The sequence below is a fragment of the Mycolicibacterium stellerae genome (genome assembly GCF_003719305.1).
GTDB lineage: Bacteria > Actinomycetota > Actinomycetes > Mycobacteriales > Mycobacteriaceae > Mycobacterium > Mycobacterium stellerae.
The window spans coordinates 1-23,311 of record NZ_RARC01000033.1 but is presented as its reverse complement, the minus strand read 5'-3'; the positions used below and the strand labels follow the sequence as shown (position 1 = coordinate 23,311).

At 66.2% G+C, this 23,311-nt stretch carries 21 protein-coding genes and 1 rRNA gene; 10 read left to right on the top strand and 12 right to left on the bottom strand.

Annotated features, from left to right (window positions below; all coding sequences use genetic code 11):
* Window position 1: 1 nt before the first annotated feature.
* Both D6M19_RS28090 and D6M19_RS28085 read left to right on the top strand, forming a co-directional pair.
* Window positions 2–2,008, top strand: a complete 2,007-nt coding sequence (locus D6M19_RS28090; RefSeq protein ID WP_123028568.1) for an ATP-dependent DNA helicase — start codon at window positions 2–4, stop codon at window positions 2,006–2,008.
* Between the two features lie 4 nt (window positions 2,009–2,012).
* Window positions 2,013–3,455, top strand: coding sequence for a neutral zinc metallopeptidase (locus tag D6M19_RS28085; protein WP_123028567.1), 1,443 nt, complete (start codon window positions 2,013–2,015; stop codon window positions 3,453–3,455).
* 54 nt (window positions 3,456–3,509) lie between these two features.
* Here D6M19_RS28085 and D6M19_RS28080 read toward each other — a convergent pair whose 3' ends face one another.
* Window positions 3,510–4,256 carry an MspA family porin gene (locus tag D6M19_RS28080; protein ID WP_206428660.1) on the bottom strand — a complete coding sequence of 249 codons (747 nt, stop codon included), beginning with the start codon at window positions 4,254–4,256 and terminating at the stop codon, window positions 3,510–3,512.
* Window positions 4,257–4,317: 61 nt separating this feature from the next.
* Window positions 4,318–6,939: an alpha-glucan family phosphorylase gene (gene glgP, locus D6M19_RS28075; protein ID WP_123028566.1), complete on the bottom strand. Its 2,622-nt coding sequence runs from the start codon at window positions 6,937–6,939 to the stop codon at window positions 4,318–4,320.
* A 201-nt stretch (window positions 6,940–7,140) separates the two neighbouring features.
* Here glgP and D6M19_RS28070 point away from each other — a divergent pair, with 201 nt between their 5' ends.
* Window positions 7,141–9,234, top strand: a complete 2,094-nt coding sequence (locus D6M19_RS28070; protein WP_123028565.1) for an alpha-1,4-glucan--maltose-1-phosphate maltosyltransferase — start codon at window positions 7,141–7,143, stop codon at window positions 9,232–9,234.
* Window positions 9,235–9,243: 9 nt separating this feature from the next.
* Window positions 9,244–11,439, top strand: a complete 2,196-nt coding sequence (gene glgB / locus D6M19_RS28065; protein ID WP_123028564.1) for a 1,4-alpha-glucan branching protein GlgB — start codon at window positions 9,244–9,246, stop codon at window positions 11,437–11,439.
* Window positions 11,440–11,515: 76 nt separating this feature from the next.
* Here glgB and D6M19_RS28060 read toward each other — a convergent pair whose 3' ends face one another.
* The 3 genes from D6M19_RS28060 to D6M19_RS28050 are packed head-to-tail and all read right to left on the bottom strand — an operon-like array spanning window position 11,516 to window position 14,050.
* Window positions 11,516–12,427 (bottom strand): tetratricopeptide repeat protein, encoded by a 912-nt coding sequence (locus D6M19_RS28060; RefSeq protein ID WP_164478730.1) that lies wholly within the window; start codon window positions 12,425–12,427, stop codon window positions 11,516–11,518.
* A 13-nt stretch (window positions 12,428–12,440) separates the two neighbouring features.
* Window positions 12,441–12,815, bottom strand: a complete 375-nt coding sequence (locus tag D6M19_RS28055) for a DUF3817 domain-containing protein (RefSeq protein WP_123028563.1) — start codon at window positions 12,813–12,815, stop codon at window positions 12,441–12,443.
* A 53-nt stretch (window positions 12,816–12,868) separates the two neighbouring features.
* Window positions 12,869–14,050, bottom strand: coding sequence for an acetyl-CoA C-acetyltransferase (locus tag D6M19_RS28050; RefSeq protein WP_123028562.1), 1,182 nt, complete (start codon window positions 14,048–14,050; stop codon window positions 12,869–12,871).
* 82 nt (window positions 14,051–14,132) lie between these two features.
* On the opposite strand from D6M19_RS28050, the gene mce reads away from it, so the two are divergent.
* Window positions 14,133–14,603, top strand: a complete 471-nt coding sequence (gene mce, locus D6M19_RS28045; RefSeq protein ID WP_123028561.1) for a methylmalonyl-CoA epimerase — start codon at window positions 14,133–14,135, stop codon at window positions 14,601–14,603.
* 3 nt (window positions 14,604–14,606) lie between these two features.
* Here mce and D6M19_RS28040 read toward each other — a convergent pair whose 3' ends face one another.
* On the bottom strand, window positions 14,607–14,900 hold the full coding sequence (locus D6M19_RS28040; protein ID WP_123028620.1) for an Rv1322 family protein: 294 nt from the start codon (window positions 14,898–14,900) through the stop codon (window positions 14,607–14,609).
* Window positions 14,901–14,918: 18 nt separating this feature from the next.
* Window positions 14,919–15,590 (bottom strand): endonuclease NucS, encoded by a 672-nt coding sequence (gene nucS, locus D6M19_RS28035; protein ID WP_123028560.1) that lies wholly within the window; start codon window positions 15,588–15,590, stop codon window positions 14,919–14,921.
* 47 nt (window positions 15,591–15,637) lie between these two features.
* Here nucS and D6M19_RS28030 point away from each other — a divergent pair, with 47 nt between their 5' ends.
* Window positions 15,638–17,242, top strand: a complete 1,605-nt coding sequence (locus tag D6M19_RS28030; RefSeq protein ID WP_123028559.1) for an adenylate/guanylate cyclase domain-containing protein — start codon at window positions 15,638–15,640, stop codon at window positions 17,240–17,242.
* A 34-nt stretch (window positions 17,243–17,276) separates the two neighbouring features.
* Here D6M19_RS28030 and D6M19_RS28025 read toward each other — a convergent pair whose 3' ends face one another.
* A complete protein-coding gene (locus tag D6M19_RS28025; RefSeq protein ID WP_164478729.1) occupies window positions 17,277–18,134 on the bottom strand; it encodes a helix-turn-helix transcriptional regulator in 858 nt (285 codons plus the stop codon).
* Window positions 18,135–18,235: 101 nt separating this feature from the next.
* Here D6M19_RS28025 and D6M19_RS28020 point away from each other — a divergent pair, with 101 nt between their 5' ends.
* The gene (locus D6M19_RS28020) at window positions 18,236–19,222 is read left to right on the top strand and encodes an aldo/keto reductase (protein ID WP_123028557.1); all 987 of its coding nucleotides are present in this window, start codon (window positions 18,236–18,238) and stop codon (window positions 19,220–19,222) included.
* Between the two features lie 9 nt (window positions 19,223–19,231).
* Here the strand turns inward: D6M19_RS28020 and tpx are convergent, their stop codons facing one another.
* Window positions 19,232–19,729, bottom strand: a complete 498-nt coding sequence (gene tpx / locus D6M19_RS28015) for a thiol peroxidase (RefSeq protein WP_123028556.1) — start codon at window positions 19,727–19,729, stop codon at window positions 19,232–19,234.
* Window positions 19,730–19,795: 66 nt separating this feature from the next.
* Window positions 19,796–20,104, bottom strand: coding sequence for a hypothetical protein (locus tag D6M19_RS28010; RefSeq protein WP_123028555.1), 309 nt, complete (start codon window positions 20,102–20,104; stop codon window positions 19,796–19,798).
* A 266-nt stretch (window positions 20,105–20,370) separates the two neighbouring features.
* Between D6M19_RS28010 and D6M19_RS28005 the strand changes: the two genes are divergently transcribed.
* Window positions 20,371–20,835, top strand: coding sequence for a hypothetical protein (locus D6M19_RS28005; RefSeq protein ID WP_123028554.1), 465 nt, complete (start codon window positions 20,371–20,373; stop codon window positions 20,833–20,835).
* Here D6M19_RS28005 and D6M19_RS28000 read toward each other — a convergent pair.
* Window positions 20,821–21,030 carry a glutaminase gene (locus D6M19_RS28000; RefSeq protein ID WP_123028553.1) on the bottom strand — a complete coding sequence of 70 codons (210 nt, stop codon included), beginning with the start codon at window positions 21,028–21,030 and terminating at the stop codon, window positions 20,821–20,823. The two genes, D6M19_RS28005 and D6M19_RS28000, sit on opposite strands and share 15 nt — an antisense overlap.
* Before the next feature lie 112 nt (window positions 21,031–21,142).
* Here D6M19_RS28000 and D6M19_RS27995 point away from each other — a divergent pair, with 112 nt between their 5' ends.
* The gene (locus D6M19_RS27995) at window positions 21,143–22,630 is read left to right on the top strand and encodes a DNA-3-methyladenine glycosylase 2 family protein (protein WP_123028552.1); all 1,488 of its coding nucleotides are present in this window, start codon (window positions 21,143–21,145) and stop codon (window positions 22,628–22,630) included.
* Window positions 22,630–23,133, top strand: coding sequence for a methylated-DNA--[protein]-cysteine S-methyltransferase (locus tag D6M19_RS27990; protein WP_123028551.1), 504 nt, complete (start codon window positions 22,630–22,632; stop codon window positions 23,131–23,133). Before D6M19_RS27995 ends, D6M19_RS27990 begins: the two co-directional genes overlap by 1 nt.
* Before the next feature lie 59 nt (window positions 23,134–23,192).
* Here D6M19_RS27990 and rrf read toward each other — a convergent pair.
* Window positions 23,193–23,306 (bottom strand): 5S ribosomal RNA (gene rrf / locus D6M19_RS27985).
* Between the last annotated feature and the right edge of the window lie 5 nt (window positions 23,307–23,311).

The following is a 23,311-nucleotide window of genomic DNA, read 5'->3' as shown; positions in this document are numbered from 1 at the left end:
ATTGCTCGCCACCGCGGTCGCCGCGCTTGGCGGCAGCGAGCGCACCGGTCAGGTCGAGATGGCCGAGGCCGTTGCACACGCGTTCGACTCAGGCGAGCACCTGGCCGTGCAGGCAGGCACCGGCACCGGAAAATCGCTCGCCTATCTGGTGCCCGCGATCGCGCGGGCGCTGGCCACCGACGAACCCGTGGTGGTGTCGACGGCCACGATCGCGCTGCAGCGTCAGCTCGTCGACCGCGATCTGCCCGCGCTCGCCGACAGCCTGGCCGGCGTCCTGCCGCGGCGGCCGACGTTCGCTCTGCTGAAGGGTCGGGGAAACTATCTGTGCCTGAACAAGATTCACAACGGTAGTCAGAATGGCCCCGCCGCGGAACCCGACGATCGCCCACAGGAGGAGTTGTTCGACGCGGCAGCATCGACCGCGCTGGGGCGAGACGTCCAACGCCTGACCACCTGGTCGTCGAGCACCGACACAGGTGACCGCGACGAGCTCACCCCCGGCGTGCCGGACCGGTCGTGGAGCCAGGTCAGCGTCTCGGCCAGGGAGTGCATCGGCGCGACGCGTTGCCCGTTCGGCACCGACTGCTTCGCGGAGAAGGCACGCGATAAGGCGGGGCACGCAGATATCGTCGTCACCAACCACGCGCTGTTGGCCATCGACGCCATCTCCGATGCCGCGGTGCTTCCCGAACACGAGCTGCTCGTTGTCGACGAGGCCCACGAATTGGCCGACCGGGTCACCGGCGTCGCCACCGCCGAACTGTCCAACGCCGTGCTCAGCGCGGCGACCCGACGCGTCGCGCGGCTCGTCGAACCCGAACTGGCACAACGGCTGGAGGCCGCTTCGGCCACGTTCGCGTCTGCGATTCACGACGGGTCACCTGGGCGCATCGACCGCCTCGACGACGACATGACGACATACCTGAGCGCTGTGCGCGACGCCGCGAGCAGGGTGCGGTCGGCGATCGACACGTCTCCGTCGGATCCCAAGGCGGCGTCGGCGCGCGCCGAGGCGGTGACGGCGCTTTCGGACATCAGCGACACCGCGACGCGCATAGTGGCGTCCTTCGTCCCCGAGATTCCGAATCGCGACGACGTGGTGTGGCTCGACCACGAGGACAACCGCGGATCCATCCGCGCCGTCATGCGGGTGGCACCGCTGTCGGTGGCAGGTCTGTTGCGCGGCAGGCTGTTCGAGCAATCCACTGCGGTGCTGACGTCGGCCACGTTGACGGTCGGCGGTTCCTTCGACGCCATGGCCGCGGCATGGGGCTTGTCGGCCGGGGACGATAAGCCGCAGAGCCCAACGTCGCCGACCGAGCCGCAGTGGCGTGGCATCGACGTCGGCTCCCCGTTCGAGCATGCCAAATCCGGAATCCTTTACGTCGCAGCACATCTGCCGCCGCCGGGGCGCGACGGCACCGGGTCCGCCGAGCAGCTTGCCGAGATCGAGACACTGATCGGCGCCGCGGGCGGTCGCACACTGGGGCTCTTCTCGTCGATGCGGGCCGCGCGGGCCGCCGCCGAAGTCATGCGCGAGCGGCTGTCAACGCCGGTGTTGTGTCAGGGCGATGACACCACGTCTGCACTGGTGAAGCAGTTCGCCGACGACCCTGCGACATCACTGTTCGGCACGTTGTCGCTGTGGCAGGGCGTCGATGTGCCCGGCCCGTCGTTGTCGCTGGTGCTGATCGACCGCATTCCATTCCCGCGCCCCGACGATCCGTTGCTGTCGGCCCGCCAGCGGGCGGTAGCCGCCCGGGGTGGCAACGGATTCATGTCCGTGGCGGCCAGCCACGCCGCGTTGCTGTTGGCCCAGGGTGCAGGCCGACTGTTGCGGCGCACGGACGACCGCGGGGTGGTCGCGGTGCTGGACTCGCGGATGGTCACCGCGCGCTACGGCGGCTATCTGCGTGCGTCGCTGCCACCCTTCTGGGCGACCACGGATCCGGTCCGGGTCCGGCAGGCGCTGCAACGCCTCGATGCCGCCAACGCCGCACTATCGTGACGCCATGAGCAGTCGATCCGTCGCAGGCGCGGTGCTCGCTGTGTGCGCCGCGTTGCTGATCGCGTCCTGCTCGACGACGGTGACGGGTAGCGCGGTCTCGGTCTTCGACGATCCGTTCAAGGTGGCCGGCATGCCTGCGGTCGACGGGCCGACGGGGCTGCGTTCGGACGCCAAAACGCCTTCGCGCGACGTCGAGAACAGCGACGGCGGTGCGATCGACGAACTCGCCGCGGCCTCGATCAGTGACATCGAGGACTTCTGGGCGGCGGTGTACCCGGAGACGTTCGACGACGATTTCACCCCGGTCGACGCGCTGATCTCGTGGGATGCCGACGGCTACGAAAGTCAGGAGTTCTGCGGCGAAGACACGTACGGCTTGGAGAATGCCGGCTTCTGCTTCCTCGACGAAACCATCGGTTGGGACCGTGGCGAGCTACTACCCATGCTGGGCGAAAACTTCGGCGACATCGCCGTCACCAACGTGCTTGCCCACGAATACGGCCATGCCATTGAGCATCAGGCCAAGCTCAAGAAGAAGAACACGCCGATGCTGGTCGCCGAGCAACAGGCCGACTGTTTTGCAGGCGCATATATGCGCTGGGTGGCCGAGGGCAACTCCGATCGCTTCACCCTCAGCACCGGCGATGGACTCAACAGCGTACTGGCGGCGGTGATTTCGTTCAGCGACCCACTGATGAGCGAGGACGAATTCTTCCCCGGCGCCTATGAGCACGGCTCGGCGTTCGAGCGGATCAGCGCCTTCCAGTTCGGCTTCACCGATGGCGTCCGGTCGTGTGTGGCGATCGACGCCAAGGAGATCGCTTCGCGCCGCGGCGATCTGCCCGTCGCGCTGCAACGGCATCAGACTGGCGAATGGCCCGTCAGTGAGAAGTCGGTGACGTCCATCGTCGAAGCGCTCAAGACGCTGTTCTCACCGGCCGACCCACCGGAACTGCGCATCGACGGGGCGGCCGACTGCCCAGACGCCAGGCCCAGTCCTCCGGTTTCGTATTGTCCGGCGACCAACACGATCGCCGTCGACATGGCCGAACTCGAGACGCTAGGTACGCCGTCGGGCGAGGACAGGAACGGCGGCGTGGTGTCCGGCGACAACACGGCGTATTCGGTCCTTGTCTCCCGCTACATGCTGGCCCTGCAGCGTGAGCGCGGTGGCATGGCGCTGGACAGCGCCGAGGCCGCGCTGCGCACCGCATGCCTGACCGGGGTCGCGACGACGAAGATGACCGAGGCGGTCACCACGTCGGACGGCAACACCGTGGCGCTGACCGCCGGTGACCTCGACGAAGCCGTCTCCGGTCTGCTCACCAACGGGTTGGCGGCCAGCGACGTCAACGGCGAGTCGGTTCCGTCCGGCTTCTCCCGGATGGACGCGTTCCGCGCCGGCGTGCTCGGCGACGACGGCCGTTGCTTCAAGCGGTTCCCGTAATCGCGATTTCGGCGCGCTCGCGTGCGCTGAGCGTCGGTGAGCGCGCCGAAATCGCTAGACCTTCTTGGTCACCCCGTAGTAGCCGAGGATCGCGTCGGAGACGTCGGTGGACCGGGTCAGGAACGCATACGACCGGATGAAGGACTCGCCGACGCAGCCGTCGATCTTGACCCGGAAGCCGGTGATCTGCACCCAGGGCTCGGCGCCCTTGAACTCCTTTTTCGTGACCGGGATGACGTTGATGATGCCAGGCTTCAACGCGACCGCCAGCGACCCGCTGATCGGCGTCAGAAACGTCGGAATGCCCGTCACCCCGCCGGTACCCAGGCCGGAGATGCCCAACCCTGGCGTGAGGCCGAGGCTGCCGCTCATCACCACACCGTTGCTGGTACTCATGTCGATGCCGCAGCCGATCTGATAGCCGACCTCCAACGTGCCCTCGGGCGCCTCCTCTTCTTCCGGCCCGGTCATCGACGCGCTGAAGACCCCGCCGACCTCGTACTCACGCGTCGAGATCGCCGTCGTCAGCGGTTGAATCACCCGTTGCGTCTCGTCTTTTGCCGACACGGTCAACGTCCAGCCGTCGGGTGACGTGGTGGTGGCTGGCGGCGACGATTCGACGAGTTCCACGGGCGGCGGCTCTGGTGGCGGCTCGCCCTCGGGTGGTGCGCCCTCGGGCGGCGCGGGCGCGGTTTCCGCCGCCTCGACGACGGGTTCGGCCGCTGGGTCGGCGGACGCGATCGGCAGGATCAAAGCGGGCACCATCACAGCGGCGGCCACCAGCGTGGCGCAACGAAACATCACCGGAACTTACATCGACTAGCTAGCCGGCCGACCCCAAGTCCGCCGAATCGATCCGGCGTCAGGCCAGTGTCACGAGTCCGAGCTCGGTGTCGGAGGCCAGCAGCGGATGATGCGGAAGGACTCGCACCGTGTAGCCGACGGGGCCGGCCACCGGCAGCGGGGTCGTCGTCGAGAAGATATCGTTCCCGCCCTCGGCGGTCCCGATGTGCGGCATCGGCACGGTTACCGGATCGATCAACCCGTCGGCGGTGTCGACCCGACCGAGAACCGCCTGGACGGAGACCTCATCGGCGCTGAGCCCTGCGAGCTGTACGGTCGCCGAAAGCGTGAGCTGACTGCCCAGCAGCGGGGTGTCCGGCAACCCGGTGCTGTCGACGTCGGTGATCTGAATCTTCGGCCACGCATCGTGTGCGCGCTGCCGGTAGGCAGCCAGATCCCGGGCGGCGCCAAAAGGTACACCGCCGTCGTCGTGGGGCTGGACGGTTCTGCGCAGTGACTGCGCGGCGGGCGCGTAGTACTTCTCGGTGTAGTCACGCACCATCCGCGATGCCAGCACCTTGGGTCCGAGCACCTCGAGCGTGTGGCGGACCATTTCCACCCAGCGCACGGGGACGCCGTGGTCGTCACGGTCGTAGAACTTGGGCGCTACCGACCGCTCGACCAGGCTGTAGAGCGCCGCGGCTTCCAGGTCGTCGCGCCGACTTTCATCGGCCAGACCGTCGGCGGTCGGTATCTCCCAGCCATTCTCGCCGTCGTACCACTCATCCCACCAGCCGTCGCGGATGGACAGGTTCAGCCCCCCGTTGAGAGCGCTCTTCATCCCCGACGTGCCGCATGCCTCCAGCGGGCGCAACGGATTGTTCAACCAGACGTCGCAGCCGTAGTAGAGCTGGCGGGCCATCGACATGTCGTAGTCGGGCAGAAACGCGATGCGGTGCCGCACCTCGGGCCGGTCGGCAAACCTCACCACCTGCTGGATCAGCGCCTTGCCACCCTCATCGGCGGGATGTGATTTGCCCGCCACGATCAGTTGCACGGGCCGCTTCTCGTCGAGCAGCAGCTTCTCCAGCCGGTCCTGGTCGCGGAGCATCAGCGTCAACCGCTTGTACGTCGGCACCCGCCGCGCAAACCCGATCGTCAGCACATTTGGATCGAAAGCCGTTGCGATCCAGCCCAGTTCGGCATCGGATGCGCCGCGCTCGAGCCAGGACCGCCGCAGCCGTACCCGGACGTCGTTGACCAACTGCTCCCGAAGCTGCGACCGGATCCACCACAGATGTCCCGGGTCGACCTGCTGCAGCCGTTCCCAGAGCGCGGGCTCCCAGACGGCGGGCGCACTCGGCAGGTCACCCCCGGAAAGCTCCCGGCCCAGGTCCAGCCATTGCGGCGCCGCCCAGGTCGGAGCGTGCACGCCGTTGGTGATCGAGCCGATCGGCACTTCCACCGGATCGAACCCAGGCCACAGCTCGTTGAACATCTCCCTGCTGACCCGACCGTGCAGAAGCGAGACGCCGTTCGCCCGCTGCGCGAGCCGCAGGCCCATATGCGCCATGTTGAACTTCGACGGGTCGTCCTCGGCTCCGAATGCGATGACCCGGTCCAGCGATACACCGGGCAGCAGCCGCGACGTGGCACCCGCCGGGTTGCCTTCTCCGCTGCCGAAGTAGCGCTTCACCATCTCCACCGGGAACCGGTCGATGCCCGCGGCGACCGGGGTGTGCGTCGTGAACACCGTGGACGATCGCACCACGGTCAGCGCAGTGTCGAAATCGAGCCCGGAGCCGATCAGCTCGCGAATCCGCTCGACGCCGAGGAAACCGGCGTGGCCCTCGTTCATGTGGAACACCTCAGGCGTCGGCAGGCCCTCGATCTCGGTGAACGCGCGGATCGCCCGCACCCCGCCGATGCCGGCCAGGATCTCCTGCTTGATCCGGTGCTCCTGGTCGCCGCCGTAAAGCCGGTCGGTGACGCCGCGCAGATCGTGCTCGTTCTCCGGGATATCGGAGTCCAACAGCAGCAACGGGATTCGACCGACCTGAGCGACCCACACCCGGGCCCGTAGCTGGGCGGAGTCGGGCATCGCGAGTTCCACCAGCACCGGGTCACCGCTGTGGTCGGTGAGCAGGCGCAACGGCAGGCCCTGCGGATCCAGCGACGGGTAGTTCTCCCGCTGCCAGCCGTCAGCGGTCAGCGACTGGCGGAAGTAGCCCGACCGGTAGTACAGACCCACCGCGATCAGCGGCAGCCCAAGGTCGGATGCTGACTTCAGATGGTCGCCTGCCAGGATTCCCAGGCCCCCTGAGTAGTTCGGCAGCACCTCCACGACGCCGAACTCCATCGAGAAATACGCGATGCCGTTCGGCATCTCGACACCGTCAGCCGCGCGTTCCTGATACCAGAGCGGCCGAGCCAGGTAGTCGTCGAGTTGTGCGGCGATGTGGTCCAGCCGGTCGGCGAACGCCTCGTCGACGGCGAGTTCGTCCAGACGTTTGGGGCTGACCTGACCGAGCAGTGCCACCGGATCGCAGCCGACCTGTTTCCACAACGCCGGATCGATGGCGGCGAACAGGTCCTGCGTGGGTTTGTCCCATGACCAGCGGAGGTTGACGGACAGCCGCTCCAACGCGACCAATCGCTCGGGAAGGTGCGCGCGGACCGTGAAACGGCGGAGGGCTTTCACGCGACCCAACCTTACTGATGATCTGCGTCTGTGCAGCGAGGAGTGGCCGCCACGTTGGGCAGACAGCGCATTGTCGGGGTGATCGTTCACCCGCATGTGATTGGGCCGGACACTACGGTGGGTATAGGGCGCGACGAGGCTGTAAACGAAGTCCAGACGACAGTGGCCCGATCGCGGGCCGCGCCATGAAGGAGTGGGTAGGTGGCCGGTCGGATCGGGATCGATGATGTCGCACCTGTGGTGTCTGCAGGACGCTATCCCGCCAAGGCCGTCGTCGGCGAGGTGGTGCCGGTGCGGGCCACGGTCTGGCGTGAGGGGCACGACGCCGTCTCAGCGACCCTGGTGGTGCGCTTCCACGGCACGGCCTACCCGCAGCTCGCCGAAGGACCCGTACCGGACAGGGCCGCGCAGCCCGTGCCGATCGAGATCGTGGTCACACCGGCGTCCAGGGTCAAGCCGCAGGCCATCCCGATGTCGCCGGGTCGCACTCCAGACGTCCTTCACGGCCAGTTCTGCCCCGATCGCGTCGGCCTGTGGACGTTCCGGGTGGACGGCTGGGGCGACCCGATCGCGACCTGGCGGCGGGCGGTCACCGCCAAACTCGACGCGGGCCAGAGCGAGAACGAGTTGGCCAACGACCTCATCGTCGGTGCTCGGCTGCTGGAGCGGGCCGCCACCGGCCTGCCGCGAGCGCTGCGGGATCCGCTGGTCGAAGCCGCGGAGATGTTGCGCAAACCGGGCGACCCGTTCACCCGCGCCGGCGCGGCACTGTCCAGGGAGGTCGGCGCGCTGCTTGCGCAGTATCCGCTGCGCGACCAGATCACCCGCGGCGAGCAGTACGGCGTCTGGGTGGACCGGCCGGAGGCCCGGTTCAGCGCCTGGTACGAGATGTTCCCGCGCTCCACCGGCGGCGTGGACAAGACGGGCAAGCCGGTGCACGGCACATTCGCCACCGCGGCGAAGGCGCTGCCGCGCATCGCCAAGATGGGCTTCGACGTGGTGTACCTGCCGCCGATCCACCCGATCGGCAAGGTGCACCGCAAGGGACCCAACAACTCGGTCACCGCCGGACCCAAGGACGTCGGGTCACCATGGGCGATCGGCAGCGACGAGGGCGGGCACGACGCCGTTCATCCCGAGCTTGGCACGATCGAGGACTTCGACGACTTCGTCACCGCGGCGCGCGATCACAACCTCGAGGTGGCCTTGGACTTGGCGCTGCAGGCCGCGCCCGACCATCCGTGGGCCAAGGCCCATCCGGAGTGGTTCACGGTGCTGCCCGACGGCACCATCGCCTATGCGGAGAACCCGCCGAAGAAGTACCAGGACATCTACCCGGTCAACTTCGACAATGACCCCGCGGGCATCTACAACGAGGTGCTGCGCGTCGTGCGGTACTGGATCAGCCACGGAGTCAAGATCTTCCGCGTTGACAACCCGCACACCAAACCGCCCAACTTCTGGGCGTGGCTGATCGGACAGGTCAAGGCAACCGATCCCGATGTGCTGTTCCTCGCCGAGGCGTTCACCAGGCCCGCCCGGCTCTACGGGCTGGCAAAGCTCGGTTTCACCCAGTCCTACAGCTACTTCACGTGGCGCACCGCGAAGTGGGAGTTGACCGAGTTCGGCGAGCAGATCGTCGAGCACGCCGACTACGCCCGCCCCAATCTCTTTGTCAATACACCAGACATCCTGCACGAAAGCCTTCAGCACGGCGGTCCTGGCATGTTCGCCATTCGCGCCGTGCTGGCATCGACCTTCAGCCCGGCATGGGGCGTCTATTCCGGATTCGAGCTGTTCGAGCACCGCGCGGTGCGCGAGGGCAGCGAGGAGTACCTGGACTCGGAGAAGTACGAGTTGCGCCCCCGCGATTTCGAGGCCGCCGCGGCAAGGGGCGAGTCGCTGGAGCCGTTCTTGGCCCGGCTCAACGAGATTCGCCGACTGCACCCCGCGCTGCGCGAGCTGCGCACACTGAAATTCCACCATGTCGACAACGACGCACTGCTGGCCTACAGCAAGTTCGATCCGGTGACGGGCGACGCGGTGCTCGTGGTGGTCACGCTGAACCCGTACGGACCCGAGGAAGGCACCCTGTGGTTGGACATGGCTGCGCTGGCGATGCAGCCATACGACCGGTTCTGGGTGCGCGACGAGATCACCGGCGAGGAATACCAATGGGGCCAGTCGAATTACGTTCGACTTGAGCCGGCGAGGGCGGTTGCCCACCTGCTCAACATGCCTCAGATACCACCCGAACAACGACCAACCCTGCTCAGCAGGGAATCAGGGAAGTGACGTGAGAAGATGACCCGGACCAATCAACTGACGAGCCCGAACCTTCGGCCGGAACCTGCAGATCTGAACCGGCTTGTCGCGGGCGAACACCACAACCCGCATTCGATCCTTGGCGCGCACGAGTACGGCAACCATACGGTGATCCGGGCATACCGCCCGCATGCCGTCGAGATCGCGGCCCTGATCGGCGACGAACGATATGTGTTCTCCCACATCGATTCGGGCCTGTTCGCGGTGGCCGTGCCGTTCACCGACCTCATCGATTACCGCCTACAGGTTAGCTACGAAGGCGGCGGACCGCACACCGTCGCCGACGCCTACCGGTTCCTGCCCACCCTCGGTGAGCTTGACCTGCACCTGTTCTCCGAGGGTCGGCACGAACGCCTGTGGGACATCGTCGGTGCACATCAGCGCAGCTTCGCGACCGCCGACGGAACCGTTGAAGGTGTGTCGTTCGCGGTATGGGCGCCAAATGCCAAGGGTGTCAGCCTGATCGGCGAGTTCAACCATTGGGACGGCGACGAGGCGCCAATGCGGGCGCTCGGGTCGACCGGGGTATGGGAGCTGTTCTGGCCCGGCTTCCCGGTCGGGGGCTACTACAAGTTCCGCGTGCACGGTGCCGACGGCTCGGTCACCGACCGCGCCGACCCGATGGCATTCGCCACCGAGGTGCCACCGCAGACGGCGTCGCGGGTGACCACGAGCGACTACACGTGGGAAGATTCCGCGTGGATGACCCGTCGTGCAGAAGTCAATCCGGTGTTCGAGCCGATGAGCACCTACGAGGTCCACCTGATGTCGTGGCGGCCGGGCCTGAACTATCGCCAGCTCGCCGAAGAGCTAACGGAATACGTTGTGACGCAGGGCTTCACGCATGTCGAGCTGATGCCGGTCGCAGAACACCCGTTCGGCGGGTCGTGGGGCTACCAGGTGACGTCGTACTACGCGCCGACCTCGCGACTTGGCACCCCCGATGAATTCCGCCATCTGGTCGACACACTGCACCAGGCGGGCATCGGTGTGATCATGGATTGGGTGCCCGCGCACTTCCCCAAAGACGCGTGGGCGCTTGGCCGCTTCGACGGCACGCCACTCTACGAGCACTCGGACCCGCACCGGGGTGAGCAGCTGGACTGGGGCACTTACGTTTTCGACTTCGGTCGTGCGGAGGTGCGCAACTTCCTGGTGGCCAATGCCCTGTACTGGCTTCAGGAGTTCCACATCGATGGCCTGCGTGTCGACGCCGTGGCGTCGATGCTCTACCTCGACTACTCACGTCCGGCGGACGGCTGGACGCCCAACATCTACGGCGGGCGCGAGAACCTCGAGGCGGTCCAGTTCCTGCAGGAGATGAACGCGACGGTGCACAAGGTGGCGCCGGGCATCGTCACGATCGCCGAGGAATCGACGTCGTGGCCCGGCGTGACGAGGCCGACAAACCTTGGCGGCCTGGGCTTCTCGATGAAGTGGAACATGGGCTGGATGAACGACACGCTGGAGTTCATCAAGCGCGACCCGATTCACCGGAGCTACCACCACGGCGAGATCACCTTCTCGATGCTGTATGCCTACAGCGAGAACTACGTGCTGCCGATCAGCCACGACGAAGTCGTGCACGGCAAGGGCACGCTGTGGGGCAGGATGCCAGGCAACGATCACACAAAGGCGGCGGGGTTGCGCAACCTGATCGCCTACCAGTGGGCCCATCCGGGTAAGCAGCTGTTGTTCATGGGGCAGGAGTTCGGCCAGCGAGCGGAGTGGTCAGAGGAACGCGGGCTCGACTGGTATCAGCTGGACGAGAACAGCTTCTCGAACGGGATCCAACAGATGATGCGCGACGCCAACGACCTGTATCGGACCCGACGAGCGCTGTGGTCGCTGGATACGCGCCCCGAAGGCTATTCATGGATTGACGCGAACGACTCCGCCAACAACGTGCTCAGCTTCCTGCGCTTCGGCGACGATGGCTCGGTTCTCGCATGCGTGTTCAATTTCTCCGGCTCCGAGCACTCGCGCTATCGACTCGGCCTGCCGCACACGGGAACCTGGCGCGAGGTGCTCAACACCGACGCCGACATCTACAACGGTTCGGGGATCGGTAACTTCGGAGCTGTGGAAGCGACCGAAGAGCCGTGGCATGGCCGCCCGGCATCGGCGTTGATGGTGCTGCCGCCGCTCGCCGCCCTGTGGTTCGAGCCTGCCTGACTTTCACGCCCAAACTCACGTTTGGGCGTGAAAGTGGGAGTAGATGGCGCCATTTCGTCGATCTCGGCGGCAGAGGTCAGTACAGCGCGTTGGCCAGCTTGCGCCGGCCCGCGATGACTTCTGGGTCGGCCGGGTCGAAAAGGTCGAACAGTTCGACGAGCCGCGTGCGGACCGAGGCGCGCTCGTCGCCTGCGGTGCGGCGCACCAGTGCGATCAACCGGTCAAATGCCGCCGCGACATTCTGCTGCAGGATCTCGACGTCCGCCGCGGCCAACGCGGCCTCGATGTCGTCGGGGGCGGCGTCGGCGCTTGCAATCGCGTCTGGTGACAGTGCGGATGCGCGCGCTAGGAACGCGATCTGGCGCACGGCGCCTTTGGCCTCTTCGTGAGCGGGGTTGGCGTCAAGGATCTTCTGGTAGGCGCTGAGCGCGGCGTCGAAGTCACCGGCGTCGAGGTGCGATCGTGCCAGCGCCAATTCGGGGTCGACCTGCTCTGGCTCGTCGCCCTCGGCTGCACCTGCCCCACCGAGCTTTCCAGCGGTGGCGTTCAGCAGCGAGTCGATCCACCCGCGCAACTGATCGGGCGGCTGCGGGCCCTGGAAGCTCGACAATGGTTGTCCCGCGGCCAAAGCCACGACAGTCGGCACGGCTTGCACTCCGAAAATCTGGGCGACCCGCGGCGCTGTGTCGACGTTCACGTTGGCCAGCGACCATTTGCCTGCGTCGGCGGCGGCGAGGCTCGCAAGCGCATCGCCCAACTGCACGCTGGCATCGCTTCGCGGTGACCACAGCACCACCACGACCGGCACCTCGTTGGACTTGAGCATCACCTCGGCTTCGAAATTGGCCTCGGTGACGTCCACGCCTGCGCGCGAGCCTGCGCCCTGCCCTGGCTGTCCTGAGGGGGTTGCGCGCTGCTTGAGGCCGGAGAGGTCAACCGCGCCTGCGATGGACGGCCCTGGTCCGACTGGAGGACGGGAACGAGTCACGCCCACAAGTCTGTCACGTCGTTTCGGGTATCGATCGGCCCGGTTGCAGGACCCCGGTGTAGACGCTCGCGGCGCCCAGCCTGCCGGTCCGATCGGCCCATATGAGGAAGATCACACTGCAAAGCGGGACGATGCTCGCCAGCAACGCCAGCAACCATGTGCCGAGCGCCCACCTGACGGAGATTCCGACGAGAAGACCTGTCACCACGAAGGCGATGAAGACGAGGCCGTGGACCATGCCGAAGACCTTCACGCCGATCTCGGTGCGCGGCGTGCCCAGGTACTTGAAATACATCCCGATCAGCAGGCCGACCCAGCTGATGGCCTCGGCCATGCCGATCAGCCGAAACCAGCCGACCCGAGTACGGAGATCAAAGGCGCTTGTCATAGCGCCATTGTGCCCGAACTCAAAGCCAGTTACTACAAAGCGTCGTAGACGACCTAGCCCGCCCGCAGGATCAGCGCGTCGCCCTGGCCGCCGGCGCCGCAGAGAGCGGCAACGCCGTAGCCGGAACCGCGTCGCGCCAGCTCAAGGGCAACGTGCAGGGTGATGCGTGCTCCCGACATTCCGATCGGATGCCCGATGGCTATCGCGCCGCCGTCGACGTTCACCTTGTCGGGGTCGATGCCGAGCTCCTTCATCGACGCCAGCGCTACCGCGGCGAACGCCTCGTTGATCTCGACGACGTCGAGCTGGTCGACGGTGATGCCCTCGCGGGCAATCGCTTTCTTGATGGCGTTGGCCGGCTGTGATTGCAGGGTGGAATCGGGGCCTGCGACCACACCGTGGGCACCGATCTCCACCAGCCACTTCAGCCCGAGCTCGGAGGCCTTGTCCTTGTTCATCACGACCACGGCGGCCGCACCGTCGGAAATCTGGGACGCCGAGCCGGCGGTGATGGTGCCGTCCTTTCGGAATGCCGGCTTCAGACCGGACAGCGACTCCGCGGTGGTGTTGGCGCGGATGCCCTCGTCCTCGGCGAACTCCAGCGGGTCGCCCTTGCGCTGCGGGATCTTCACCGGAACGACCTCGTCGGCATAGACGCCGTCTTTCCATGCGGCAGCGGCCTTTTGGTGTGAACTGGCGGCGAACTCGTCCTGCTCGGCGCGGGTGAACTTGTCCTGCTCGTTTCGCTGCTCGGTCAGCGCTCCCATCGGCTGGTCGGTGAACACATCGTGCAGGCCGTCGTAGGCCATGTGATCGATGACCGTGACGTCGCCGTACTTGTAGCCGGACCGGCTGTTCATCAGCAGGTGCGGCGCCCGCGTCATCGACTCCTGACCGCCTGCGACCACGACGTCGAACTCACCGGCGCGGATAAGCTGGTCGGCAAGCGCGATCGCGTCGATCCCGGACAGGCACATCTTGTTGATGGTGAGTGCAGGCACATCCCAGCCGATTCCCGCGGCGACGGCGGACTGCCGGGCGGGCATCTGGCCGGCGCCCGCGGTCAGCACCTGGCCCATGATCACGTACTCGACCGCCGATGCGGGCACTCCCGCCTTCTCCAGCGCACCCGAGATGGCGATCGCACCCAGATCGCTGCCCGAGAAATCCTTCAGCGAGCCCATCAGCTTGCCGACCGGAGTGCGCGCTCCAGCAACGATCACAGACGTCGTCATACCTACCTCCAGAAACGATCAAGAAGAGCCCGGTCAGGACATCGCGTAGGCGCGATCTTCTCCGCCAGGTTACCGTTACGTTATGTCCACCGAGCAAGTCGATGCCCGCCCCGTGTTGGCCAGCGCCCTGGTGACAGCAATCGACCATGTCGGCATCGCGGTCGCTGATCTGGACGCCACGATCAAGTGGTATCACGACCGTCTCGGCATGATTGTGCTGCACGAAGAGGTCAACGAGGAGCAGGGCGTCCGCGAGGCGATGCTGTCGGTGCGCGGCGCGCCGGTGGGTAGCGCCCAGATCCAGCTAATGGCTCCGCTCGACGAGACCTCGACGATCGCCAAGTTCCTCGACAAACGCGGCCCAGGCCTGCAGCAGTTGGCGTACCGGGTCAGCGACATCGACGCCCTCTCCGAGCGTCTGCGCGAGCAGGGTGTCCGGCTGCTCTACGAAACGCCACGTCGAGGCACTGCGGATTCGCGGATCAACTTCATCCATCCCAAGGATGCCGGCGGCGTGCTGATCGAGCTCGTCCAGCCCGCCACCGCTCACTGACACTCACGACCACTTCCGCGTGGGGCCGCGCGTTGCACGGTGCTGCCAGCACGGCGTATGCCAATGCCGACGATCCTCTACCGCATGCTCGCCGAGGCCGGCCTGCCATACCACGAGATGGGCTGTGCCAGGACGGATCTCGTGATCACAACCCGGGCAGCGGTAGGTCTTGCCTGCCCGAGACGCCGCGACCGGCCTGATTTCGTAGTCATATCCGTCGGGCCCGGTTTCGACACGACGAGACGCCGGCAACGGTGCTCGAGACGGCTGCCGGCGACCTGTTCGACGCCTGGCCACGATCACGAGTGTAGGCGTTCAGAACAGCCGGAACTCGGAGCTGTCCATCCCGCGCATCTCGTCGTAGTCCAAAGTCACGCAACGGATCCCACGATCGGTGGCCAATGTTCGCGCCTGCGGCTTGATCTGCTGCGCGGCGAACACACCGCTGACGGGTGCGAGAACGGTGTCACGGTTGAGCAGTTCTAGGTAGCGGGTGAGCTGCTCGACGCCGTCGATCTCGCCGCGCCGCTTGATCTCCACCGCCACCGAGCGGCCCGCCTCGTCGCGACACAGCAGGTCGACCGGCCCGATCGGCGTCATGTACTCCCGGCGCACCAGCGTGTAGCCGGTACCCAGCAGCTCGACGTGCTCAGCCAACAACGCCTGCAGATGTGCCTCGACGCCGTCCTTGACCAAGCCGGGGTCAACGCCGAGTTCGTGGCTCGAGTCGTGCTCGATCTCCTCGACGGTGATGCGCAACTGCTCGCCGGCCTTGTTCTCCACCACCCAAACCGGCAGCGGACCGCCGGGTTCCTCGGTGAGCCAACAGGGCGGGCTCATCCAGTTCAGCGGCTTGTAGGCACGGTCGTCGGCATGCACGCTGACCGAACCGTCCGCCTTGATGAGCAGCAGACGGCGGGCCGACGGCAGATGGGCGGTGAGTCGTCCGACGTAGTCGACGGTGCACTGGGCGATGACGAGACGCACCGGTCAACCTTAGGGCCACAGGACCGGCAAATTAGGCTGACACCACCATGGCGGCGAACAGGACGGTGGCCGAGCGGCTCGGTCGCGTGCTGGAGCGCGTCACCAGCCAAAGCAGCCGAATGCCGACCACCCCCGAGTACGGGTCCTGGATCCTGGGTCGGGTTTCGGAAAGTCAGCGCCGACGCCGGATCCGTATCCAGATCATCCTGACCGCATTCGTGGTCATCGCGAACCTGATCGGCATCGGCGTCGCAACGCTGGTCGTCACCGTCGCATTTCCCACGCCGAGCGTTTTCGACCGCGACGTCGCCTGGATCACCTTCATCGCGGTGCCGGTCTTCGTCGTGCTCGCACTCGTCGTCGGAGTGTTCTGGGCAACCCGCCGAGTGATCTTCAACGTGCGGTGGTCGATCGAGGAGCGCACACCCACACTCGAGGACCAGCACAACACGTTCCTGGCGCCGTGGCGCCTGACCCGTGTGCTGCTGGCGCTATGGGGCACCGGAACCATCGTGCTTACCACGCTGTACGGGTTGCATGACACCGACTTCATCCCGAAGTGGCTGCTGGGCATCAGCTTTCCCGGCATCGTGGTGTCCGCCAGCTGCTATCTGTTCACCGAATTCGCGCTGCGGCCCGTTGCGGCCCAAGCGTTGGAGGCCGGTAAGCCGCCACACAGATTCGCCGAAGGCCTGATGGGCCGCACGATGCTGGTCTGGGCGCTGGGTTCCGGCGTGCCCGTGCTTGGCATCTTCTTGGCCGCCGCGCTCACCCTGTTGCTCCAAAATCTGACCCCCACCGAGTTCACGGTCGCGGTCATGATCCTCGCGCTGTTCGCCCTCGTGTTCGGCGCCATCCTGATGTGGATCCTGTCGTGGCTGACTGTCACCCCGGTCCGTGTCGTGCGAGCAGCGCTGAACCGTGTCGAGCAGGGCGACCTCGACACCAACCTGGTGGTGTTCGACGGCACCGAACTCGGGCAGCTGCAGCGCGGCTTCAACTCGATGGTGGAGGGCCTGAAGGAACGCGAGCGCGTGCGCGATCTGTTCGGCCGCCACGTCGGCCGCGAGGTGGCCGCGGCGGCGGAGCGGGACCGCCCGAAACTCGGCGGCGAGGAACGCCACGTCGCCGTGATCTTCGTCGACATCATCGGCTCCACCCAGTTGGTCACTTCGAGGCGGGCGACCGAAGTCGTCGAACTGTTGAACCGCTTCTTCGCGGTGATAGTCGAGGAGGTCGACCGACATCACGGGTTCGTCAACAAGTTCGAGGGCGACGCCGCGCTTGCCGTGTTCGGCGCCCCGAACCATCTCGACAATCCGGAGGCCGAAGCGCTGGCCGCCGGCCGCGCGATCGCGCAGCGCATACGCGATGAGGTACCCGAGTGCGAAGCGGGTATCGGGGTCGCTTCCGGCGAGGCGGTCGCCGGCAACGTCGGCGCAAAGGAACGCTTTGAATACACCGTCATCGGCGAGCCGGTAAATGAGGCCGCCCGGCTCTGCGAGCTCGCCAAAGAAAGTGACGGCCGCCTGTTGGCCTCGTCGGACACGGTGGCGAGGGCGACGGACGGCGAGCGTCGGTTTTGGTCGTTGGGCGACACTGTCACGCTTCGAGGTCACGACGAGCCCACGCGGCTTGCCGCGCCGGTCTGACAAACGCTTTGGGTACTTGGTTGGGCACAGTCCACTAGTCAGCGACCGCCGATCGACTTGACCCGACAGCCTGATCGCCAACCACCGCGAGCAGGCGCAGCTTCTCCAACGCCGACGATCCAGGCGGCGGGGCCAGGATCACCAAGCTTTGCCCGTCCGTGGTCGCGAGCACTTCGCAGTCCAGCGTGATGGCGCCGACGCGGGTCAGGAACGTCTTGCGCTGCATACGTCTGACGGCGACCTCGTGACTGGCCCACAACTCGGCGAATTCGGGGCTGTGTTCCAGCAGGCCGTCAACGAGTTCACGCATGTCCGCGTCGTTTCGGCGACGGGCCCATGCCGCTCGCAGGTCGGCCACGGTGGTCCGGCTGTGCTCGTCGCGCTCGGCTTCCGGTGCGGCCTGGCGGGCGGCAGGATCGGTGAACCACTGCCACGCCATGCTGGCCTGCAATCCCGTTCCCTTGCCGACCTGGTCGCCGTTCAGCGCCTTGGCCAGCTGGTTCTGGGCCAGCACGACATAGGTGTCGGAGCAGACGAACGCCGCCGCATCGCGCATCTGATCGAGGGCGAACGACAGTGCAGGCCGCACGTGCTGCGAAACCCCGCCGCGGTCGGGGACGGCGTGTCCGGCCAGTCGGTAGAGGTGGTCGGCCTCGTCAGCTGTCAGCCGCAGGGTGCGCGCCAGTGCACGCAGCATCTGCGGCGACGGCTGGGTGCTTCGCGCCTGCTCGAGCCTGCCGTAATAGTCCACCGACATCCCCGTCAGCTGAGCGACTTCCTCGCGTCGCAGTCCCGCGGTGCGGCGGCGCACGCCGGGAGGAAGTCCGACGTCCGCCGGTTTGATCGCCTCGCGGCGAAGCCGCAGAAACTCCGCCAGCGCAACTCGATCCATCGGCCCATTGTCGCCAATCCACGGGCACTGGAAACAGAGACTCTCAGTCCCTGGTTCAACGCGTCCTAGTTAACGTTCCCGGTTGTCCGAAGACTGGCCGCATGAATACCAAGACGCTCGGGACTCTGACCACATCGGCGATCGGCCTCGGCTGCATGGGAATGTCGCCTGCATATGGCGACGCCGACCGCGACGAGAGCATCGCCACTGTGCACGCGGCCCTCGAGGCCGGAATCACGCTGCTCGACACCGGGGACTTCTACGGTGCCGGCCACAACGAACTGCTGCTCGCCGAGGCCCTCCATGATGTGCCTCGCGATACCTATCAACTGAGCGTGAAGTTCGGCGGCCAAGTCAGCCCGGACGGAGCGTTCCTCGGCTTCGACGGCCGACCGGTTGCCGTGAAGGCCTCTGCCGCGTACTCGCTGCGGCGCCTCGGCACCGAATACATCGACATCTACCGCCCGGCACGCCTCGATCCCACGGTCGACATCGAGGAGACCGTCGGCGCCATCGGCGACCTGGTCGACGCGGGATACGTGCGCCGCATCGGCCTTTCGGAGGTTGGCGCCGAAACCATCAAGCGAGCCGCGTCGGTCCGGCCGATCACCGACCTGCAGATCGAATACTCGCTGGCTTCGCGCGGCATCGAACGCGACATCCTCGACACATGCCGTGACTTGGGCATCGGGGTGACAGCGTACGGCGTGTTGTCCCGCGGACTCATCAGCGGCCACTGGACCAAATCAAGTGGTGGACAGGGTGACTCGCGGACGGCGAGCCCCCGCTTCTCGGGCGAGAACCTGGACCGCAATCTTGCGCTTGTCGAGACCCTGCGCGGCGTCGCCGAAGAGCTGGGAATTACCGTCGCGCAGGCGGCGATCGCCTGGGTGGCCTCACGCGGGGATGACATCGTGCCGCTTGTCGGTGCACGCACCCGCGCGCGCCTGGTCGAATCGCTCGGCGCCGTCGACGTCGTGCTGACTGACCGACAACTCGCCGCGATCGAGGCGGCGATTCCGGCCGACCAGGTGGCAGGCGAGCGCTACCCCACCGCGCACATGGCCGCGTTGGACTCCGAGCGCTGAGCCAGCGGCTCAGGAATTCGTCGCGGCGACCGCTGCTTCGTAGTCAGGCTCTTCGGCGATCTCCGGTACGAGCTCGGAATAGACGACGTCACCGTCCGCGCCGACCACCACGACCGCCCGCGCGAGGAGACCGGCCATCGGCCCGTCGACGAGGGTGACTCCGTAGTCCTCGCCGAATCCATCGCGGAACGCCGAGGCCGTCACCACGTTCTCGATCCCCTCCGCGCCACAGAAGCGGTTCAGGGCGAAAGGCAGATCCTTGGACACACAGACGACCGCAAGCCCGCTCGCCGCGGCGCGCTCGTTGAAGCTCCGCACGCTGGTCGCACACACCGGGGTGTCCACGGACGGAAATATGTTGAGCAGGAAAGGCTTCCCGCGGAACTGCTCGTCGCTGACGGTGCCGAGGTCGGTGCCCGTCAGCGAGAAGCCGGGGGCCGGTGAACCGACGGAGGGCAACTCGCCGACCGTATTGATGGGGTTTCCACGAAGGGTTATCTGAGCCACGCGATCAGTCTGCCAAACCGGTGGTTGATGGCTGTCAGTGGTACCCGCTCCTTCCAGGCCCGACGCTCAGGGACATTGGCCGTTGTTGACGCATACCGGTGCAGCCGAGGCCTTGAGGGTCGGCGTCGCTTCGGCGGTCTCAAGCGTGGCTTTCGGCGGACCTGCGGTGGCGGTTGCCCCGAGTTTCATCGCGGTCGGATCGACGGACATCGCGGTGATCGTGGGCGAGGTGTATTCGCCCACCGTCGATGAGTCACCCGATCCGCCGGCGACATCGTGGGCCGTGGCGGTAGACCCCAGGTTCACGGCGACGGCAACCCCGATGGCAGCGAGTCCTGCCACCGCGGCCAACGGCTTGATCCGTGTGACGTTCATGCGGCGCTCCTCCGATCTCTGTTATCGGTCTTACGCTCGCGTAGCCAGTTTGGCCAACGCTTGCACCGAGATCTACGAAAGCGCCAAGCAGACTGTCAACGATCACGCAGGGCGGTAACTAGTTGTGAAGTAACTGAATTCGAGCTGACAGATGGCGTGAAGGTTGGAACTGTTGCTGGGTTGCCACACTGTCACCGCAGTGAACAGCCACATGAATCACAGCTCCTGGAAATGCCTGGGTAACAACGCAGGTCACATGATGGATTATGAACTCGGTTACGGCGCATCAACATCGAACCTCGCCGACATCACGGCACATCCTGTGCGGTGCGGCGATCGTATCGGCGGCAATCGCCGCGGTCGTAGTGGCTGCAGGCCCGGCCCAGGCTGCATCGTCACCGACCGTGGTCGGGCAGAAGTACTCAGACGCGAAGGGCGCCCTCGCTGGCGCCGGATACAGCATCATCGTGTCGACCACCGTCGGCGATGAATTCGCGCGCGATGACTGCGTCGTCACACACCAGCAGGACAGGACCGTCCCACCACCGGAGAACACCGGTGCTTCGCCGACGAAGCAGACGCTGTTGTCGCTGAACTGCGATGCCGCCGTGGCCTCGAAGACCGAGGCTGGTAACTCGCTGGCCAGCCCGGAAGGCCGCGCCGCCGCTGCCGCCGCTGCCGCCGCCAAGGCGTCTGCGGCCGCCGCGCCGCCACCGTCAGCGAAACACTGATGCAGACTGAGTCGTGAATTCGGTTGGCGCATCGCCGGATTCGTACATGAAGCCATCTGCGGGCGACAGGGACATGCCGAATATCTCACGGTCGACGCTCGCCAGTTCCGGAATGTAGTCGGCCAGCGTGCCCTCTGTGACACCGGCATGCCAGTCAAGGATCCGGTCCAGGTAGCGCTGGACGAGTCGGGCCATGGTGCGGATGCTATCCCTGTGGGAGCTGTGGCTGTCCTGCGCGGTCGCACCTGGGACGTCGATGTCGCTTTTCCGCCAGTGATGTCGGTGCGGACGTGTAATTGTCGTAGACGTGCATGAAGATTTCGACCGCTGTTACCGGGCCGTGCAGTCCAAGGACGCCCGGTTCGACGGCTGGTTCGTCACCGCCGTGCTGACCACCAAGATCTACTGCAGGCCCAGTTGCCCTGTCAGGCCACCGTTCGCCCGAAACGTGCAGTTCTATCCCACCGCGGCGGCCGCCCAGCACGCAGGCTTCCGGGCCTGTAAACGGTGCCGCCCCGACGCCTCACCGGGCTCGCCAGAATGGAATGTGCGCGGCGACGTGGTGGCGCGGGCGATGAGGCTGATCGCCGACGGCACCGTCGACCGCGAGGGGGTGACGGGCCTGGCCGCCCGCGTGGGCTACACCACCCGACAACTCGAGCGGATGCTGCAGGCGGAGGTCGGCGCGAACCCGCTGGCGCTGGCGCGTGCGCAGCGGACACAGACCGCACGCGTGCTCATCGAGACCACCGAGCTACCGTTCGGCGACGTCGCGTTCGCGGCAGGGTTCTCATCCATTCGGCAGTTCAACGACACGATCCGCGCGGTATGCGACCTGACCCCCACGGAGTTGCGCACTCGAGCGAAGACCAAGTTCGGCCGCGGCGAGCCTCTCTCCGCCGGCGCGCTCTCGCTGCGGCTGCCGGTCCGCACGCCGTTCGCATACGAGGGTTTGTTCGGCCACCTTGCCGCGTCCGCGGTGCCTGGCGTCGAGGAAGTGCGCAACGGAGCCTTCCGGCGAACACTGCGATTGCCCGCCGGTAATGGAATCGTCAGTCTCGCACCGGAACCCGACCACGTGCGCTGCACAGTGGTGCTGGACGACTTTCGAGATCTGGCCACCGCGATCGCCCGTTGCCGGCGCCTGCTCGACCTCGACGCGGACCCTGAGGCAGTCGTCGACGCGCTCAGCGCAGACCGGGATCTCAGTGCATTGGTGGCGAAGGCGCCCGGACAACGCATCCCGCGTACCGTCGACGAACCCGAGCTGGCGCTGCGCGTTGTGCTGGGTCAGCAGGTGTCGGTCAAGGCGGCCCGTACACACGCCGCCCGCATCGTGGCCGGATACGGCCAGACACTGACCGACGCCAACGGTGGCCTCACCCATGTCTTCCCAGCGATCGGGGACCTCGCCGAGATCGACCCGGTTCATTTGGCCTTCCCGAAGTCACGACAGCGGTCCTTCGTTGCTCTTGTGACGGCGCTGGCCGACGGTGACGTCGTGCTGGACGCGGGGTGCGATTGGAACCTCGCCCGGCGGCAGCTACTGACATTGCCGGGGATCGGGCCGTGGACCGCGGAAGTCATCGCGATGCGGGGTCTTGGTGACCCCGACGCGTTCCCCGCCACCGACCTCGGTGTTCTGATGGCGGCCAGACAGGTTGGTCTGCCTGAGGGGTCGCGGGCCCTCACCGAGCACAGCGCCCGCTGGCGGCCGTGGAGATCCTATGCCGTCCAACATCTGTGGACCGCCCTCGATCACGAGGTGAATCATTGGCCACCGAAGGAGAAGTGATGTCAACCGTCAAGTTTCGATCTGTCGACAGCCCGGTTGGGTTGTTGACGCTGGCTGGTCGCGACGGCCGGCTGATGCATCTGCGCATGGTCGACCAGACGTATGAGCCGAGCCGCGACGGCTGGGAGTCCGACGACTCTGCATTTCCCGTGGCCGTCGAACAGCTCGAGTCCTATTTCGCCGGCGAGCTTTTCGCCTTCGATCTCGAGCTCGACCTGGACGGCACCATGTTTCAACGCAGGGTGTGGGAAGCGCTGCTGACGATTCCGTACGGAGAGACTCGGTCTTACGGAGAGATCGCGGCCCAGATCGGGGCGCCAACGGCGTCCCGCGCGGTGGGATTAGCCAACGGCCACAATCCGATTGGCATCATCGTGCCGTGCCATCGGGTGATCGGCGCGAACGGCAGCCTGACCGGATACGGCGGCGGCTTGGATCGCAAACGCGCATTGCTCGCATTGGAAAAGATGCGCAAGCCGGCTATCCCGACACTCTTCGACTGAATTCCCTTGGCACAAAAGGAATCACCCCCCACATTGCGTGGGGGGTGATCCTAAAATGTGTTCGGCGGTGTCCTACTTTTCCACCCGGGTTGGGTAGTATCATCGGCGCTGGCAGGCTTAGCTTCCGGGTTCGGGATGGGTCCGGGCGTTTCCCTGTCGCTATTTCCGCCGTAACTTT

Coding starts and splice junctions, on each gene's coding strand:
- D6M19_RS28085 (WP_123028567.1), top strand. CDS start 2,013: ATGAGCAGTCGATCCGTCGCAGGCGCGGTGCTCGCTGTGTGCGCCGCG.
- D6M19_RS28080 (WP_206428660.1), bottom strand. CDS start 4,256: ATGTTTCGTTGCGCCACGCTGGTGGCCGCCGCTGTGATGGTGCCCGCT.
- glgB (WP_123028564.1), top strand. CDS start 9,244: ATGACCCGGACCAATCAACTGACGAGCCCGAACCTTCGGCCGGAACCT.
- D6M19_RS28055 (WP_123028563.1), bottom strand. CDS start 12,815: ATGACAAGCGCCTTTGATCTCCGTACTCGGGTCGGCTGGTTTCGGCTG.
- D6M19_RS28050 (WP_123028562.1), bottom strand. CDS start 14,050: ATGACGACGTCTGTGATCGTTGCTGGAGCGCGCACTCCGGTCGGCAAG.
- mce (WP_123028561.1), top strand. CDS start 14,133: ATGTCCACCGAGCAAGTCGATGCCCGCCCCGTGTTGGCCAGCGCCCTG.
- D6M19_RS28030 (WP_123028559.1), top strand. CDS start 15,638: ATGGCGGCGAACAGGACGGTGGCCGAGCGGCTCGGTCGCGTGCTGGAG.
- D6M19_RS28025 (WP_164478729.1), bottom strand. CDS start 18,134: ATGGATCGAGTTGCGCTGGCGGAGTTTCTGCGGCTTCGCCGCGAGGCG.
- D6M19_RS28020 (WP_123028557.1), top strand. CDS start 18,236: ATGAATACCAAGACGCTCGGGACTCTGACCACATCGGCGATCGGCCTC.
- D6M19_RS28010 (WP_123028555.1), bottom strand. CDS start 20,104: ATGAACGTCACACGGATCAAGCCGTTGGCCGCGGTGGCAGGACTCGCT.
- D6M19_RS28005 (WP_123028554.1), top strand. CDS start 20,371: ATGAACTCGGTTACGGCGCATCAACATCGAACCTCGCCGACATCACGG.
- D6M19_RS28000 (WP_123028553.1), bottom strand. CDS start 21,030: ATGGCCCGACTCGTCCAGCGCTACCTGGACCGGATCCTTGACTGGCAT.
- D6M19_RS27990 (WP_123028551.1), top strand. CDS start 22,630: ATGTCAACCGTCAAGTTTCGATCTGTCGACAGCCCGGTTGGGTTGTTG.